A 14,729-nucleotide genomic window follows, 5' to 3' on the forward strand; every position below is an offset into this window, starting at 1 on the left:
AAGATGGGGCGGACCATAGCCGCCGGCCCGCGCAGCGTCACCCCAGGGACCGGATGGCCCGCCAGCCCCGCCTCATCCCAGCGCGCCGCTCGCCGTGCCGGCATAAAGCTGCCGCAGCTCGCGCTTCAGCAGCTTGCCGGCGGTGTTCTTCGGCAGGCTCTCGGCCAGGATGATGCGCTTCGGCACCTTGTAGGGGGCGAGGTTGGCCCGGGCATGGGCGAGCAGCGCCGCCTCGACATCCGCCGGCGCCTCCGGCCGCAGCACCACGACGGCCGCCACCGCCTCGATCCATTTCGGGTCGGGCACCGCGATGACGGCGACCTCGGCCACCGCCGGATGGGTGAAGAGCGCCTCCTCGACCTCCCGGCTCGCCACCAGCACGCCGCCGGTGTTGATCAGGTCCTTGGTGCGGTCGACGATCGCCAGATAGCCCTCGGCATCGATGGTAGCGACGTCGCCGCTGTGGAACCAGCCGCCCTCGAAGGCCCGCGCCGTCTCCTCCGGCATGTTCCAGTAGCCGAGGCAGAGCTGCGGCGAGCGGTGCACCACCTCGCCGCGCTCGCCGGGCGCCACGTCCCGCATCTCCGGATCGACGACGCGGGTCTCGACATTCAGCACGGCGCGGCCGACCGAGCCGGGGCGGGCGTCGTGCTCTTCCGGCCGCAGCACGGTGGCGAGCGGGGCGATCTCGCTCTGGCCATAGCAGTTGAAGGGCCGCGCCCCGGGCAGGCGCTGGCGCAGCTCCTGCAGCACGGGGACCGGCATGATCGAGGCGCCGTAATAGATGTTGCGCAGCGCCGAGAGGTCACGGCGGCCGAAATCCGGGTGCTGCAGCAGGGTGATCCAGACCGTCGGCGGCGCGAAGAAGCTGGTGATGCGCTCCCGCTCGATCAGCGCCAGCACCTCGGCCGGGTTCGGCGCCTCGATCAGCAGGGTGAAGGCGCCGTTCAGCAGCTGCGGCATGGTGAAGCAGTGCATCTGCGCCGTGTGGTAGAGCGGCAGGGCGGCCAGCGCCCGGTCGTCGCGGCGCATCTCCAGTTCGACGGTGACGCTGCCGTATTCGGCGAGGATGGCGCGGTGCGTCATCATCGCGCCCTTGGGCTGACCGGTGGTGCCGGAGGTGTATTGCAGCTGGACGAGATCCTCGTCGCGCACCCCCTCCCCCACCTCCGGATCGCCCGGCTGCCCCCAGCGCGGGTCGCCGGCGGCGGAGAGGATGTCGTGCCGGCCATCCCCGGTATCGAGCGTGCCGCGCAGCAGCCCGGGCAGGCCGGTCCCGGCCGCCTCGGCCACCGCCTGCAGGGCCGGTTGGACGAAGAGGGCGGAGGCGCCGCACTGGCGGAGGATGTAGTCGAGCTCCGTCGTCGTCAGCGCGTAATTGGCCGGCACATGCACCAGCCCGGCCCGGGCGCAGCCGAGCCAGAGCAGCAGATAGGCATCCGAATTGCGGCCGAAGGCGACGACGCGCTGGCCGGGCGCGAGCCCGCTGTCGAGCAGCATGCGGGCGATGCGGTCGGCCGCGAGGTCGAGCCGGGCGAAGCTCCAGTCCCGCTCGGCGAAGCGCAGCGCCGGCCGGTCGCGGAACCGCCCCGCCGCCCGCCGCAGCGCATCGCCGATCGTGTTGCGCCGGGCGCGCGCGCCAGTCTCCATCATCCCTTCCTCCCTGTCGCTGCCGCCAGCCTATCGCGGAACGAGGCGGGCTGGCACTGGCAAGAAGGACAGCGGGAGGAGGGCCCCCGCCCTATGCGCCGCCGGCGACGTGCACGCAGCGCGCCATGCGGCCCGGCACCGGCCGGCGGGGCCGCGGCCCGACCTCGACCGTGCAGGCCGGCTCGACCTCCGGGCAGCGCGGGGCGAAGGGACAGGTGGTCGGCGCCAGGTCGAGGCTCGGCGGCGCGCCGGGGATGGTGGTCAGGCGCTTGCCGCGCATGCCGGGCTGCACCGTGGCGCCGAGCAGCCCGCGCGGATAGGGGTGCAGCGGCCCGCGCATCAAGGCCTGGACCGGCCCCTCCTCCACCACCTTGCCGGCATACATGACGGCGACGCGGTCGGCGATCTCGCCGGCAACGCCGAGATCGTGGGTGACGAAGATCACCCCCATGCCCATCTGCTCCTGCAACCGGCGCAGCAGCAGCAGCACCTGGATCTGCACCGTGGCGTCGAGCGCCGTGGTCGGCTCGTCGGCCAGCAGCAGCTTCGGCCGGCAGGCGAGCGCGACGGCGATCATCGCCCGCTGCCGCAGCCCGCCGGAGAGCTCGTGCGGATAGGCGGCGAGGCGGCGCTTGGCCGAGGGGATCTGCACCAGCTCCAGCAGCTCGAGCGCCCGCGCATCGGCGGCCGCGCGCGAGAGCCCCTCATGCCGCTGCACCGTCTCGGCGATCTGCCGGCCGATGGTGAAGACCGGGTCGAGCGCGGTCATCGGCTCCTGGAAGATCATCGCGACGTCGCCGCCGCGGAAATCCTGCAGCGCGCCCTCGCCCATCGCCACCACGTCGCGGCCGGCCACCTCGATGCTGCCGGTGACCCGGGCGAATTTCGGCAGCAGCCGCATCAGCGCCCGCATCGTCACCGACTTGCCCGAGCCGGACTCGCCGAGGATGCAGAGCACCTCGCCGGCGGCGAGGTCGAGATCGACGCCGTTCACCGCATGCACGGTGCGGTCGCGGGTGGCGAAGCGGACATTCACGTCGCGCATGCGCACCAGCGGCACGGTCGCGGCCTTCTCCGTCATCGGACGATCGAGCACCTCGCTCATGCCGCGAGCCTCCCCGCCTGGCTGTGACCGCTGCCCGGCAGCGCCATGTGGCAGGCGGCGAGATGGCCGCCGCCCAGCTCCGCCGCCGCCGGCTTGCGCTCGGCGCAGATTGGCTCGGCATGCGGGCAGCGGGTGCGGAAGCGGCAGCCGGAGGGCGGGTTGATCGGGTTGGGCGGGTCGCCGGTCAGCGGCGGCTCCTCCCGCCGCTTGCCTGGGTCCATGGCCGGCCGGCTGGCCAGCAGGGCCTGGGTGTAGGGATGCGCCGGCCGGTCGTAGATCGCGTCCACCGGCCCCATCTCGGCCACCTCGCCGAGATACATCACCATCACCCGGTCGGAGATGTACTGCACCACGTTCAGGTCGTGGCTGATGAAGATGTAGGTGAGGCCGAATTTCTCCTTCAGGTCCACCAGCAGGTTCAGCACCTGCGCCTCCACCGACTTGTCGAGGGCGGAGACCGGCTCGTCCAGCAGCACCAGCCGCGGCTGCAGGGCCAGCGCCCGGGCGATGTTCACCCGCTGCCGCTGGCCGCCCGAAAGCTCGTGCGGGTAGCGCCGGGCGAAGCTGGCCGGGGCGAGGCCGACGGCAGCCAGCAGCTCCCGCGCCCGGCCGCGCGCCTCGGCATCGCGCACGCCATGCACCTTGGGGGCGAAGGCGATGCTGTCCTCGATCGGCAGGCGGGGGTTGAGGGAGGCGTAGCTGTCCTGGAAGACCATCTGCACCTGCCGGCGGTATTCCTTCAGCGGCAGGCCGCCGGTCTGGGCGTTCTGCCCGACTCCCTCGCCGTCGAAGATCAGGCTGCCGGAATCCGGGTCCATCAGCCGCATGACCAGCCGCGCGGTGGTCGACTTGCCGCAGCCGCTCTCGCCGACGATGCCGAGCGTCTCCCCCTTCAGCACGCTGAAGGAGACGCCGTCGACGGCGCGCACCGTGGCGACGGTGGCGCCGAACAGGCCGCCGCGGATGGGGAAATGCTTCTTCAGGTCCTGGACCAGCAGCAGCGGCTGCGCCGGGCCGCCGCGATCCGCCGAAGGGGTGTGGGCGATGCTCATGCGTCGCCATGCAGCAAGCGACGTGCCAGGGGACATACCAGGGAACGACTCGCCGGGTCCGAACCGGGCGCGCATGAACTGCCTGCAATTCATGCAGCCCGGCCCGGGCCGCCCGGCCTTCAGGCGGTGGGGATGATGGCGCCGCCGAAGCTGCCCTCGACGAAGGCCTTCACCTCCGGCCGGGCATAGCCGGCGGCCAGCGCCTTGGCCCAGGGCGCCTCGGCATTGGCGCGGTGGACGACGACCAGCACCGAGTAGACGCTGTCCACCCCCTCGGCCACCAGCCCGTCCTTCAGCGGGTTCAGCCCGGCGGGCACGGCGTAATTGCCGGTGATGGCGCCGGCATCGACATCCTCGAGGCTGCGGGCGATCTGCGCCGCCTCCAGCTCCAGGATGCGGATGCGCTTCGGATTGCTGGTGATGTCGGCGATGCTGGCGCGGTAGTCGAGGCCAGGCCGCAGCCCGATGACGCCGCCCTTGGCCAGCAGCAGCAGCGCCCGGCCGCCATTGGTCGGGTCGTTCGGGATGGCGATGCGGGCGCCCTGCGGCAGCGCGTCGAGCGACGTGTGCTTCTTCGAGAAGACCGCGAGCAGGGTCAGCACGGTGCGGCCGACCGGCACGAAGTCGTAGCCCCGCTGCTGCTTCTGCGCCTCGAGGAAGGGCAGGTGCTGATAGGTGTTGGCGTCGAGCTCGCCGGCCGCCAGCGCCGCGTTCGGCTGGATGAAGTCGCCGAACTCGGTGATCTTCAGCACCAGCCCGTCCCGGGCCAGCACCTCCTGCACCTTCTCCAGCACCTGGGCATGCACGCCGCTCGTCACCCCGACCCGCAGCGGCCGGGCGGCGGTGCCGATGGGGGCCTGGGCCCTGGCGCCGGCGAAGGGAATGACGAGGGCCGTGGCAAGGCCGGCGCGACGGGTCAATCGGATCATGCGGGTGTCTCCCGGAATGTCAGCGGCGCGAGAGGCGCCGCACCAGCCAGTCGCCCAGGGATTGCAGGCCCTGGACGAAGAGGATGAGGATCAGCACGACGGTCGCCATCACCTCGGGCATGAAGCGCTGGTAGCCGAAGCGGATGCCGAGATCGCCGAGCCCGCCGCCGCCGACCGCGCCGGCCATGGCGGAATAGCCGACCAGCGAGACCAGGGTGACGGTGACGGCGGCGAGCAGCCCCGGCAGCGCCTCCGGCACCAGCACCTTGGCGATGATCTGCAGCCGCGTCGCGCCCATGGCGCGCGCCGCCTCGACGACGCCGCGATCCACCTCGCGCAGCGCATTCTCGAACAAGCGGACGATGAAGGCGGTGGCGGCCAGGGCCAGCGGCACCACCGCCGCGCCGGTGCCGATGGAGGTGCCGGCGACCAGCCGGGTGAAGGGCACGATCGCCACCATCAGGATGATGAAGGGCACCGAGCGCACCGCGTTCACGACGAGGCCGAGCGGCCGGTTCACCGCCGGGCTGGGAGCGAGGCCGCCCGGCGCCGTCGCCTGCAGCAGCAGCGCCAGCGGCAGGCCGAGCAGCACGGCGATCCCGGCCGCGGCCCCGACCATGAACAGGGTCTGCCAGGCGGCCTCGACCAGCAGGTCCTGCAGCATGGGCGACAACCAGGGCAGCATGGCTCAGCCCTCCCCCTCGGGCAGCGGCTCGACCGTGAGGCCGAGGCCCTGCATCCAGCCGGTCGCCGCCGTCACCGCCGCCGGCGCGCCATAGGCGGCGAGCGCCATGATGCCGAAGGGCTCGGCGCCGATGGCGTCGATCCGGCCCGCCAGGATGTTGAGGTCGAGGCCGAAGCGGCGCGAGGCCTCGCTGATCACCGCCCGCGTGCTGTGCGGCCCGGCGAAGAGCACGCGCAGCAGCCGGCGCACCTCCCCGGGCCCGGGCGGCGGCAGCGCGGCCAGCGTCCCGGGCGGCACCGCATTGCCGATCACCTCGGCGACGAAGCGCCGCGTGGTCGGGGCCTGCGGCCGGGTGAAGACCTCGAAGACGCGGCCCTGCTCGATCACACGCCCCGCCTCCAGCACCGCCACGCGGTCGCAGAGCGCCTTCACCACCGCCATCTCGTGGGTGATGAGCAGCACGGTCAGCCGCAGCCGTGCCCGCAGCTCGCGCAGCAGGCCGAGGATCTCGGCCGTCGTCTCGGGGTCGAGCGCCGAGGTCGCCTCATCGCAGAGCAGGATGGCGGGACGCGAGGCCAGGGCGCGGGCGATGCCGACGCGCTGCTTCTGGCCGCCCGAGAGCTGCGCCGGATAGGCGTCACGCTTCGCCTGCAGCCCGACCAGCGGCAGCAACTCGGCCACCCGCGCTTCCCGCTCCGCCCGCGGCAGGCCCGCGACCTCAAGCGGGAAGGCGATGTTGCCGGCGACGCTGCGCGAGGCGAGCAGGTTGAAATGCTGGAAGACCATGCCGATGCCGCGCCGGGCGGCGCGCAGCCCAGCCTCGTCCACGGCGGTCAGGTCGCGGCCGAGCACCTCGACCCGGCCGGCATCGGGACGCTCGAGCAGGTTCACGCAGCGGATCAGGGTGGACTTGCCGGCCCCTGACCGGCCGACGATGCCGAAGACCTCGCCCGCCGCCACTTCCAGCGAAACGCCGTCGAGGGCCGGCGCCGGCGCGCCGGGGAAGCGGCGGCGCAGCCCGGTCAGGCGGATGGCGGGATCGGTCGCAACGGCGGCCGGCGCCTCGGTGGCGGGGTGATCGAACATCATGCGGAACCCGGAAACCATGATGCGGCGGCCGGTTCCGGCTCTGCCGCATCTGCTGCCGGGCGAATTGCACGCAAGCGAACCGCGAAACAGCGGTAAATCTGCCGATCAGACGTGCAATAGACGAGGGGCAGCGGGGCGCTTCCCCGCCGGCGCGTCCCGGTGCAGGCTCGCCAGCCCTGAACCCGGTACGGGAGCACGGCGCATGCGCGCGATATTCGTGATGATCAAATGCGACATGGGCCAGGCCTATCGCGTGGCGCGCGAGATGGCCGATACGGTCGAGGCGCTGTCGGAAATGCATTCCATCTCGGGCCAGTATGACCTGATGGGGAAATTCTACCTCGAGGCGGATCAGGATATCGGCCTCTTCGTGGTCGAGACGCTGCAGACCATCCCCGGCGTGAAGGACACCTACACCCTGCAGACCTTCAACGCCTTCTCCGGCGGCCGCGGCTGACCGCGGCGCGACGGGGCCCGTCCGAGGTGTCCGGATGGCGGCCGGACCACCGCCTGGGCATGCCATCCTTCCGCCGCGCCTGCCCCGGTCCCGCCGCATCCTCGCCCAGGCCCTGCCCCCCGGCGCGTTCAGGATCCTCCCGAGAGGAGACCCTGCCCATGCCGACCCGCCTGCTGGGGGCCACGGCCCTGTCCATCGCCCTGCTGCTGGGCGCCTGCCAGAACCCCGACGGCTCGACCAATTGGGGGAACACGCTGCTGCTCGGTGCCGGCGTCGGCACCGCTGCGGCGCTGATCGCCGGCGCCGCCTCGGACAACCCGCGCCCGCGCTCCTATCGCGGGCCGGGCGGCTACCGCACCGGCTATTACGGCGGCGCGCCGCGCGGCCATTACGGAAGTCCCGGCTATTACGGAAGTCCAGGCTATTACGGTAGCCCCGGCTATTACCGGGGCTGGTGAGGCGCCTCAGTCGAAGCCGAGGAACCCGTCCCGGGTGCTGATCGGCGGCGCCGCGCGCAGCGCCGCCAGGTCCGGCACCGGCCGGGCCAGCGCCGGATCGGTGGCGAAGGCCTCCTCCAGCGCCGCGGCGACGCCGAGCACGAAGGCATCGCCGCCGCGCGGCCCGACGATCTGCAGCCCGAAGGGCAGGCCCTTGGCGTCGCGCCCGACCGGCAGGCAGACCGCCGGATGCCCGGTCAGCGTCACGTAATAGGCGAGCGCCAGCCAGTGCACGTAGCTGCGCGTCGGCTGGCCGTCGATCTCGGCCGGGTAGAGTTCGCGCCAGTCGCGCGGGCTGACGGTGATGGCCGGGGTGATCAGCACGTCGTGCCGGGCGAAGAAGTCCTGGAAGCCGCGATAGATCCGCGTCTGCGCCGAGGCGGCGCGGGCATGGTCCTCGAGGCTGTAGCCCAGCCCTTCCTCGACATTGACGCGGACATTCGGCCCGACATCCGCCGGCCGGGTCCGCACCTTCTCGAGATGCGCGCCGAGGAAGACGCCGGCCCGCAGCACCTGGAAGGCCTCGTCGGCGCCGCGGCAATCCGGATGCGCCGCGACAGCCTCGCGGAACAGCCCCGCGGCGGCGGGGACGACGCGCCGGAAGGCCTCGCGCACCACGCCCTCGACCGGCGCCTCGCCGAAATCCTCCGACCAGGCGAGACGGAGCGAGGCGAGGTCGATCTGCCGCACCGGATGGAACAGCGCCGGCTCGCCGCGCACCGGCCGGGCATGCAGCGTGTAGGCGAGCGGGTCGCTCGCATCGTCCGAGGCCATGGCGGCGAGCATCAGCGCCGCATCCGGCACGTTGCGCGCCATCGGGCCGAGCACGCCGAGATTGGACCAGCCATGCGGCCGCTTCTCGGCAGGCACCAGCCCGGCGCTCGGGCGGAAGCCGAGGATGCCGCAGAAGGCCGCCGGGTTGCGCAGCGAGCCGCCCATGTCGGAGCCGGAGCAGAGCGGCGCCATGCCGGTCGCCAGCGCCACGGCCGAGCCGCCGGAGGAGCCGGCGGCCGAGAGCCGGGGGTCGAAGGGATTGCCGGTCGCGCCATGCACCGCGTTGCGGGTATTGGCGCCGGCGCCGAATTCCGGCGTGTTGGTCTTGCCGATGACGACGGCCCCGGCGCGACGCAGATTGGCCACCATGCCGCAATCCCGCGCCGGCACCTGATCGGCGAAGATCGGGCTGCCATAGGTGGTGCGCAGCCCGGCCGTTTCCTCCAGGTCCTTGATCCCGACCGGCAGCCCGTGCAGCAGGCCGAGATCCTCGCCCCGCATCACCGCCTCCTCGGCCTCCCGCGCCGCTGTCCGCGCCACCGGGACGTCCATCGCCACCATGGCGTTCACCGCCGGGTTCACCGCCTCGATCCGCGCCAGGCAGCTCTCCAGCAGCTCGACCGGGGAGAGCGCCTTGCGCCCGATCAGGCGGCGCGCCGCGATGGCGCTGAGATCGCAGGCCTCGGTCATGCCGCGAGTTCCTTGTCGTAGAGGGAGAGGGTCGCCGCGTCGAAGCAGGCGAAGGTGACATCCGCCTCGCCGTGGCGGGCGAGCTCCTCCCGCACCGTGGCGACGGCGATGCCGGCGGCGCGGTCGGGCGGGAAGCGGTAGACGCCGGTCGAGATGGCCGGGAAGGCGATGGACCGCCCGCCCGCCTCGCGCAGCAGGGCGAGGGCCGCGCGGTAGCAGCCGGCGAGCAGCGCCGGCTCTCCCGCCCCACCGCCCTGCCAGACCGGTCCGACCGCATGGATCACCCAGCGGGCCGGCAGGCGGAAGGCAGGGGTGAGGCGCGCCTCGCCGGTCGGGCAGCCGCCGAGGGCGCGGCAGGCGGCGAGCAGCTCGGGCCCGGCGGCGCGATGGATCGCGCCATCCACCCCGCCGCCGCCGCGCAGCCCGGCATTGGCGGCGTTGACGATGGCATCCACCGCGAGGCTGGTGATGTCGGCCCGGATCGCCCGCAGCGGCATGGCGGCCTCAGAAGCCGAGGGCGCAGCCATCCTTGCGCGGATCGCTGCCGCCGATCAGCACCCCCGCCTTGCGGTCGATCAGGATCGCCTGGCCGCCGCCATGCGGCTTCTCCACCAGTTGCACCGGATGGCCGAGCCGCGCGAGCCGGTCGATCACCGCGCCCGGCACGCCACGCTCCACCTCGACCGGGCCGGCGCCGGGGGCGGGGAAGAGGCGCGGGCAGTCCAGCGCCTCCTGCACGTCGAGGCCGAACTCGAAATGGTTGGCGAGGAAGAGGGTCTGGCCCATGGGCTGGAAATGCCCGCCCATCACGCCATAGGGCATGATCGCCTCGCCATTCTTCATCACCATGCCGGGGATGATGGTGTGCATCGGCCGCTTGTTGGGGGCGATGCAGTTTGGGTGCCCCTCCTGCAGCCGGAAGCCGAAGCCGCGATTGTGCAGCATCACCCCCGAGCCCTCGGCCAGGATGCCGGAGCCGAAGCTCTGGAACAGGCTGTTGATGAAGGAGCAGGCATTGCCCTCCCCGTCCACCACGCAGAGATAGACCGTGTCCTTGTGCCGGGCCCAGTCGGACTCGCCGGCCGGCGGCATCTCCGGCATCGCCCGGTCGTCGCGGATCAGGCCGCGCAGCCGCGCCAGGTAGGCCGGGTCGGTCAGCCGCGCCACCGGCACATCGACCTGCGCCGGATCGGCGAGGAAGGCGTCGCGGTCGCGGTAGACGAGGCGCGCCGCCTCGATATGCCGGTGGTAGCGCTCGGCGCTGAGCGGCCCCTGCTCCGGCGTCTCCATCCCGCCGAGGATGCCGAGGATCTGCAGCACGTGCAGGCCGCTGCCGTTCGGCGGGCACTGATAGACCTCCAGGCCGCGCCAGGAGGCCTTGATCGGCTCGACGAATTCGGCGCCGGTCAGGCCGCGGTGGAAATCCTCCTCGGTGTGCAACCCGCCGAGGGCCCGCAGGCTCGCCACCATGTCGGCCGCGATCTCGCCCTCGTAGAAGGCGCGCGCGCCCTTCGCCGCGATGGCGCGGAGCGTCCGGCCGAGCGCCGGCTGCCGGAAGCGGTGGCCGATGCCGGGCGCCTCGCCATCGACCAGGAAATGCCGGGCCGAGGCCGGGTTGCCGCGCAGCTTGCCGGCGGCGTCGCGCCAGTCGAGCGCGACGCGGGCATGCACCGGCCAGCCCTCCTCGGCGCAGCGGATCGCCGGCTGCAGCAGCTCGCCGAGCGGCTTGCGGCCATGGGTGCGGTTCAGCAGCTCCCAGGCCGAGACGGCGCCGGGGATGGTCACCACATGCGGCGAGGTGTTGACCAGCCGGTCGGTGCCCGCCGCCCGCAGCGCCTCGGGCGTCGCGGCGGCCGGCGCCCGGCCGCTGCCGTTGATGGCGACGACCTTGCCGCTGCCGGCCGGGGCATAGAGGCAGAAGCAGTCGCCGCCGATGCCGGTGCTCTGCGGCTCCACCACCGCCAGCACGGCGGCGGCGGCGATGGCGGCGTCGAGCGCGTTGCCGCCGCCCCGCAGCACCTCGAGCGCGGTGAAGGTCGCGATCGGCATGGAGGTCGCGGCCATGCCGGCGGTGCCGTAGACGGCGCTGCGGCCGGGGGCGTGGAAATCGCGCTTCATCGGATCGTCCATTCGCTGCGCCCGGGGACCCCGGTGCACTGGGTCCCGGCGCCGGGAGGCCGCGACGGCCGCCCTGCCGGGCGCAATCCTCTCGCACGCACCCGCGCCGCCGGCAACCCGACCTCTGGCGCCGAGGCCCTTCCCTGGACGGGGCCGAAGGTCTATGCCGCCATCATGGCGGACACGATCGGCATTGACGCCTTCGAGCAGGTCGAGATCCGGGTCGGCACCATCGTCGATGCCCGGCCCTTCCCCGAGGCGCGCAAGCCCGCCTACCAGCTCTGGGTGGATTTCGGCGCGCCGCTCGGCGTGAAGCAGTCCTCGGCCCAGATCACCGTGCACTATGCCTGCGACCGGCTCATCGGCCGGCAGGTGCTCGGCGTGGTGAACCTGCCGCCGCGCCGGATCGGGTCCTTCCTCAGCGAGGTGCTGGTGCTCGGCCTGCCGGACGAGAACGGCGCGGTGGTGCTCATCCGCCCCGACCTCAAGGTCCCCGACGGCGGCAGGATGTTCTAGGATGGCCGAGCGCTACTACACGGTGAGCTGGGACCAGCTGCACCGCGACAGCAAGGCGCTGGCCTGGCGGCTGATCGAGCGCGGCCCCTTCCGCGGCATCGTCGCCATCACCCGCGGCGGGCTGATCCCGGCGGCGATCGTCGCCCGCGAGCTGGAGGCGCGGCTGATCGAGACGGTCTCGGTCGTCACCTACAACGAGGAGCAGCGCGGCCAGCCGGCGGTGGTGAAGCCGCCGGCCGCGGCCATCGCCGAGGCCGGCGAGGGCTGGCTGATCGTGGACGACCTGGTCGATACCGGCACCACGGCGCGGGTGGTGCGGGCGCTGCTGCCCAAGGCGCATTTCGCCACGGTCTATGCCAAGCCGAAGGGCCGGCCGCTGGTCGACACCTTCATCACCGAGGTGAGCCAGGACACCTGGATCCTCTTCCCCTGGGACACCGAGGCGCAGTTCGTCGCGCCCATCGCCCGCAGCGGGCAGCGGTAGAGCGCGATCCTGAGGCGGACTCACCGAAGGCGTGGATCGCGCGATCAAACAACGACTTCGGGATCGGCCGCGGCTCAGGCGACGGGCGCCGCCTCGTCGCGGCTGGCCAGGACCTTGTCCACCCGGCGGCCATCCATGTCGAGGATCTCGAAGCGCCAGCCCGCCCAGACGATCCGGTCGCCCTCCCGCGGCACCCGCCGCAGCAGCGCCAGCATCAGCCCCGCCACCGTGTGATAGGTGCCGTGATAGGGCAGCTCCGGCAGGTCGAGCTGCGCCCGGAGCTCGTCGCTCGGCATCATGCCGTCGAGCAGCAGGCTGCCATCGGCGCGCGTCACCGTCTCGCCCGGCTGCACCGGCTCCTCCTGCGGGCCGAGCTCGCCGACGATCGCCTCCAGCAGGTCGGCGGTGGTCACCACCCCCTCGAAGCTGCCGTATTCGTCGAGCACCAGCGCGATGCCGACCGGGTCGTGCCGCATGCGCTCCAGCGCGTCGATCGCCGGCAGGCTGTCGGGCAGCACCAGGGCCTGGCGCTGCGCCCGGGCGATGGAGAGCGGCGCGCCGTCCAGCGTCTGGTCCAGCAGGTCCTTCGCCGCCACCACGCCGACCACGTTGTCGATCCGCCGGTCGGCGACGACGAAGCGGTTCACGTCCTGCGTCCGCAGCGCCGCGCGGATATCCTCGGGCGAGGCGTGGCGGTCGATCCAGGCGACGTCGTTGCGCGGGGTCATCAGCGCCCGCACCGGCTTGTCGGCCAGCCGCAGCACCCGCTCGATCATGTGGCGCTCCTCATGCTCAAGGGCGCCCGCCTCGGCGCCCTCGGCGACGACGGCCTTGACCTCCTCCTCGGTCACCGACTGCTCCTGCGGCCGGTGCGCGCCGAACAGGCGGAGGACCAGCGCGGAGGACCGCGAGAGCACCCAGACGATCGGCCCGGTGACGCGGGCGAGGAAGGCCATCGGCCGCGCCACGGCGACGGCGTAGCGCTCCGGGTCGCGGAGCGCGAGCTGCTTCGGCACCAGCTCGCCGAGGATCAGGTTGGCATAGGCGATGGCGACCACCACCAGGGCGAAGCCGGCCTCGTTGGCGAAGGGGGCGATGCCCGGGATTTCCCGCAGCGCCTCGCCGAGCGGCCCGGCGAGCTGCGCGCCGCCGAAGACGCCGGCGAGGATGCCGACCAGGCTGATGCCGATCTGCACCGTCGGCAGGAAGCGCTGCGGGTCCTCGGCCAAGGCGAGGGCCGCCGCGGCGCCCGGGCTGCCACGGCGCTGCATCGCGATCAGCCGCACCCGGCGGGCCGAGACGATCGCCAGCTCGCTCAGCGCGAAGGCGCCGTTCAGCACGACCAGCAGCAGGATGATCCCGATCTCGAACCAGACGCCCATCGATGCCCCGCTTCCGCCCGGCTTCTACGCCGCCCCTCCCCGGGGCGATAGAGCAGATCGTCGGAGGGCCGGGAGGCCCGGAGGCGTGAATCTGCTCCGAAATCAAGAAGCTACAGCGCGTCTCCGTCCCGACCGGACTGCGATGCGCTGTCGCCGCGGCGGCCGGCGCGCGCATCCGCTTGATCGGCCGGCAGGGCCGGCTGACGGGCTTGTGGCTTCGGCATCGGCCCAAGATCGTTATGACATTCGTCATGGTTTTTGAGACAGTCCCGGAAGGAGCCGCCGCATGACCGAGGCCCGCATGACCGAGGCCTGCATCCTGGCCTTCCCGGCCCGGGCGGAGGACCGCCTGCGACTCGCCCTGCGCTCGCTCGAGGCGGCGCTGCAGACGCAGGATGCCGAGATCGCCGCCTGGCGCGCCGCGCTGCGGGACGTCGCCGGCAGCATCGATGGGCTCGACCAGTCGGTCGGCCGCTACCGCTCCGAGCTGGCCGCCGCCGCCGGGGCGGCCGAGGCGGCCGGCGCCGAGGCGCGCCAGCTCGAGCGCCAGGCGACGGCCTGGCTCGGCGGCCCGGCGGGCTGAGCCGCCCGTCGCGGGCGGTGCCGGCGGCCCCCCCTGGCTCCGCACCGCGCTTGGCCGCAGGATGGACGGCAGGGAGGCACGCCATGACCCATCCGCTGATCCCCGACCTGCGCCGGGCCCGCGTGGTGCCCGTGATCCGCACCTCGACGGCGCAGCTCGCCGCGACCGCCTGCGCCTGGCTGCGCGAGGCGGGGATGTCGATCCTCGAGATCACCCTGACCATCCCCGACGCCCTGCCGCTGATCCGCGAGATGGCGGCCGAACCCGGCCTGCTGGTCGGCGCCGGCACCGTGCCGGATGCCCGGGCGGCCGAGGCCTGCCTGCAGGCCGGGGCGCGCTTCCTCGTCACCCCCTGGACCGATCCGGCGGTGATCGCCATCGCCCGCGCCGGCGGCGCCTGCGCCATGCCCGGCGCGATGACGCCGACAGAGATCCGCGCCGCGCTCGCCGCCGGCGCCGATGTGGTGAAGATCTTCCCGGCGAGCTCGGCCGGCGGGCCGGGGCACGTGAAGGCGCTGCGCGCGGTCTTCCCGCAGGCGGTGTTCTGCCCGACCGGCGGCGTCGATGCCCGGAACGCGCCGGACTATCTCGCGGCCGGCGCCGCCTTCGTCGGCATCGGCGGCAAGCTGGTGGACGAGGCGCGCATCGCCGCCGGAGACAAGGCGGCGATCCAGCGGGCGGCGCGCGAGGCGCTCGGCCTGATGCAGGCCTGACCGCC

General features: G+C 73.1%; 16 protein-coding genes. 6 read left to right on the forward strand and 10 right to left on the reverse strand.

The genetic code is table 11. From position 1 onward, the window contains the following. Nucleotides 1-72: 72 nt before the first annotated feature. The 6 genes from HJG45_RS11825 to HJG45_RS11850 form a co-directional block, all read right to left on the reverse strand. Complete coding sequence (locus HJG45_RS11825) at nt 73-1,653, reverse strand: fatty acyl-CoA synthetase (protein ID WP_254452454.1); 1,581 nt, start codon at nt 1,651-1,653, stop codon at nt 73-75. An 88-nt stretch (nt 1,654-1,741) separates the two neighbouring features. Then, nucleotides 1,742-2,755: an ABC transporter ATP-binding protein gene (locus HJG45_RS11830; protein ID WP_254452455.1), complete on the reverse strand. Its 1,014-nt coding sequence runs from the start codon at nt 2,753-2,755 to the stop codon at nt 1,742-1,744. Then, nucleotides 2,752-3,807 carry an ABC transporter ATP-binding protein gene (locus tag HJG45_RS11835; protein WP_171612327.1) on the reverse strand — a complete coding sequence of 352 codons (1,056 nt, stop codon included), beginning with the start codon at nt 3,805-3,807 and terminating at the stop codon, nt 2,752-2,754. The genes HJG45_RS11830 and HJG45_RS11835 overlap by 4 nt, the downstream gene beginning before the upstream one ends. A 119-nt stretch (nt 3,808-3,926) precedes the next feature. Next, on the reverse strand, nt 3,927-4,736 hold the full coding sequence (locus tag HJG45_RS11840) for a MetQ/NlpA family ABC transporter substrate-binding protein (RefSeq protein ID WP_171612328.1): 810 nt from the start codon (nt 4,734-4,736) through the stop codon (nt 3,927-3,929). Between the two features lie 19 nt (nt 4,737-4,755). Next, complete coding sequence (locus HJG45_RS11845) at nt 4,756-5,421, reverse strand: methionine ABC transporter permease (RefSeq protein WP_171612329.1); 666 nt, start codon at nt 5,419-5,421, stop codon at nt 4,756-4,758. Nucleotides 5,422-5,424: 3 nt separating this feature from the next. Beyond that, nucleotides 5,425-6,510 (reverse strand): methionine ABC transporter ATP-binding protein, encoded by a 1,086-nt coding sequence (locus HJG45_RS11850; RefSeq protein ID WP_254452456.1) that lies wholly within the window; start codon nt 6,508-6,510, stop codon nt 5,425-5,427. A gap of 202 nt (nt 6,511-6,712) precedes the next feature. Here HJG45_RS11850 and HJG45_RS11855 point away from each other — a divergent pair, with 202 nt between their 5' ends. Continuing rightward, nucleotides 6,713-6,967: an Lrp/AsnC family transcriptional regulator gene (locus HJG45_RS11855; protein WP_171612330.1), complete on the forward strand. Its 255-nt coding sequence runs from the start codon at nt 6,713-6,715 to the stop codon at nt 6,965-6,967. Nucleotides 6,968-7,125: 158 nt separating this feature from the next. After that, nucleotides 7,126-7,425 carry a hypothetical protein gene (locus tag HJG45_RS11860; protein WP_171612160.1) on the forward strand — a complete coding sequence of 100 codons (300 nt, stop codon included), beginning with the start codon at nt 7,126-7,128 and terminating at the stop codon, nt 7,423-7,425. A 6-nt stretch (nt 7,426-7,431) separates the two neighbouring features. Here HJG45_RS11860 and HJG45_RS11865 read toward each other — a convergent pair whose 3' ends face one another. From HJG45_RS11865 to HJG45_RS11875, 3 genes are read right to left on the reverse strand one after another with little or no spacing between them, the layout of a single operon-like run. Beyond that, nucleotides 7,432-8,928, reverse strand: coding sequence for an amidase (locus HJG45_RS11865; protein WP_171612331.1), 1,497 nt, complete (start codon nt 8,926-8,928; stop codon nt 7,432-7,434). Beyond that, complete coding sequence (locus HJG45_RS11870; protein ID WP_171612332.1) at nt 8,925-9,425, reverse strand: O-acetyl-ADP-ribose deacetylase; 501 nt, start codon at nt 9,423-9,425, stop codon at nt 8,925-8,927. Before HJG45_RS11870 ends, HJG45_RS11865 begins: the two co-directional genes overlap by 4 nt. 7 nt (nt 9,426-9,432) lie before the next feature. Continuing rightward, nucleotides 9,433-11,058 (reverse strand): gamma-glutamyltransferase family protein, encoded by a 1,626-nt coding sequence (locus tag HJG45_RS11875; protein WP_254452457.1) that lies wholly within the window; start codon nt 11,056-11,058, stop codon nt 9,433-9,435. 162 nt (nt 11,059-11,220) lie between these two features. On the opposite strand from HJG45_RS11875, the gene HJG45_RS11880 reads away from it, so the two are divergent. Further along, the gene (locus tag HJG45_RS11880) at nt 11,221-11,562 is read left to right on the forward strand and encodes a tRNA-binding protein (protein ID WP_171612333.1); all 342 of its coding nucleotides are present in this window, start codon (nt 11,221-11,223) and stop codon (nt 11,560-11,562) included. Nucleotide 11,563: 1 nt separating this feature from the next. After that, nucleotides 11,564-12,046, forward strand: coding sequence for a xanthine phosphoribosyltransferase (gpt, locus tag HJG45_RS11885; RefSeq protein ID WP_171612334.1), 483 nt, complete (start codon nt 11,564-11,566; stop codon nt 12,044-12,046). Between the two features lie 74 nt (nt 12,047-12,120). On the opposite strand, the gene HJG45_RS11890 is transcribed toward gpt, so the two are convergent. Continuing rightward, on the reverse strand, nt 12,121-13,428 hold the full coding sequence (locus HJG45_RS11890) for a hemolysin family protein (protein WP_171612335.1): 1,308 nt from the start codon (nt 13,426-13,428) through the stop codon (nt 12,121-12,123). A 286-nt stretch (nt 13,429-13,714) separates the two neighbouring features. Between HJG45_RS11890 and HJG45_RS11895 the strand changes: the two genes are divergently transcribed. Then, complete coding sequence (locus HJG45_RS11895) at nt 13,715-14,011, forward strand: hypothetical protein (protein WP_171612336.1); 297 nt, start codon at nt 13,715-13,717, stop codon at nt 14,009-14,011. An 83-nt stretch (nt 14,012-14,094) separates the two neighbouring features. Then, complete coding sequence (locus HJG45_RS11900; protein ID WP_171612337.1) at nt 14,095-14,724, forward strand: bifunctional 4-hydroxy-2-oxoglutarate aldolase/2-dehydro-3-deoxy-phosphogluconate aldolase; 630 nt, start codon at nt 14,095-14,097, stop codon at nt 14,722-14,724. Nucleotides 14,725-14,729 lie beyond the last annotated feature (5 nt).

The organism is Roseicella sp. DB1501 (assembly GCF_013112485.1).
Taxonomy (GTDB): Bacteria; Pseudomonadota; Alphaproteobacteria; order Acetobacterales; family Acetobacteraceae; genus Paracraurococcus.

What these genes read in the sequence shown, in the direction of transcription:
- HJG45_RS11825 (WP_254452454.1), bottom strand. Translation starts at nt 1,653, where the DNA reads ATGATGGAGACTGGCGCGCGCGCCCGGCGCAACACGATCGGCGATGCG.
- HJG45_RS11830 (WP_254452455.1), bottom strand. Translation starts at nt 2,755, where the DNA reads ATGAGCGAGGTGCTCGATCGTCCGATGACGGAGAAGGCCGCGACCGTG.
- HJG45_RS11835 (WP_171612327.1), bottom strand. Translation starts at nt 3,807, where the DNA reads ATGAGCATCGCCCACACCCCTTCGGCGGATCGCGGCGGCCCGGCGCAG.
- HJG45_RS11840 (WP_171612328.1), bottom strand. Translation starts at nt 4,736, where the DNA reads ATGATCCGATTGACCCGTCGCGCCGGCCTTGCCACGGCCCTCGTCATT.
- HJG45_RS11845 (WP_171612329.1), bottom strand. Translation starts at nt 5,421, where the DNA reads ATGCTGCCCTGGTTGTCGCCCATGCTGCAGGACCTGCTGGTCGAGGCC.
- HJG45_RS11850 (WP_254452456.1), bottom strand. Translation starts at nt 6,510, where the DNA reads ATGATGTTCGATCACCCCGCCACCGAGGCGCCGGCCGCCGTTGCGACC.
- HJG45_RS11855 (WP_171612330.1), top strand. Translation starts at nt 6,713, where the DNA reads ATGCGCGCGATATTCGTGATGATCAAATGCGACATGGGCCAGGCCTAT.
- HJG45_RS11860 (WP_171612160.1), top strand. Translation starts at nt 7,126, where the DNA reads ATGCCGACCCGCCTGCTGGGGGCCACGGCCCTGTCCATCGCCCTGCTG.
- HJG45_RS11865 (WP_171612331.1), bottom strand. Translation starts at nt 8,928, where the DNA reads ATGACCGAGGCCTGCGATCTCAGCGCCATCGCGGCGCGCCGCCTGATC.
- HJG45_RS11870 (WP_171612332.1), bottom strand. Translation starts at nt 9,425, where the DNA reads ATGCCGCTGCGGGCGATCCGGGCCGACATCACCAGCCTCGCGGTGGAT.
- HJG45_RS11875 (WP_254452457.1), bottom strand. Translation starts at nt 11,058, where the DNA reads ATGGACGATCCGATGAAGCGCGATTTCCACGCCCCCGGCCGCAGCGCC.
- HJG45_RS11880 (WP_171612333.1), top strand. Translation starts at nt 11,221, where the DNA reads ATGGCGGACACGATCGGCATTGACGCCTTCGAGCAGGTCGAGATCCGG.
- gpt (WP_171612334.1), top strand. Translation starts at nt 11,564, where the DNA reads ATGGCCGAGCGCTACTACACGGTGAGCTGGGACCAGCTGCACCGCGAC.
- HJG45_RS11890 (WP_171612335.1), bottom strand. Translation starts at nt 13,428, where the DNA reads ATGGGCGTCTGGTTCGAGATCGGGATCATCCTGCTGCTGGTCGTGCTG.
- HJG45_RS11895 (WP_171612336.1), top strand. Translation starts at nt 13,715, where the DNA reads ATGACCGAGGCCCGCATGACCGAGGCCTGCATCCTGGCCTTCCCGGCC.
- HJG45_RS11900 (WP_171612337.1), top strand. Translation starts at nt 14,095, where the DNA reads ATGACCCATCCGCTGATCCCCGACCTGCGCCGGGCCCGCGTGGTGCCC.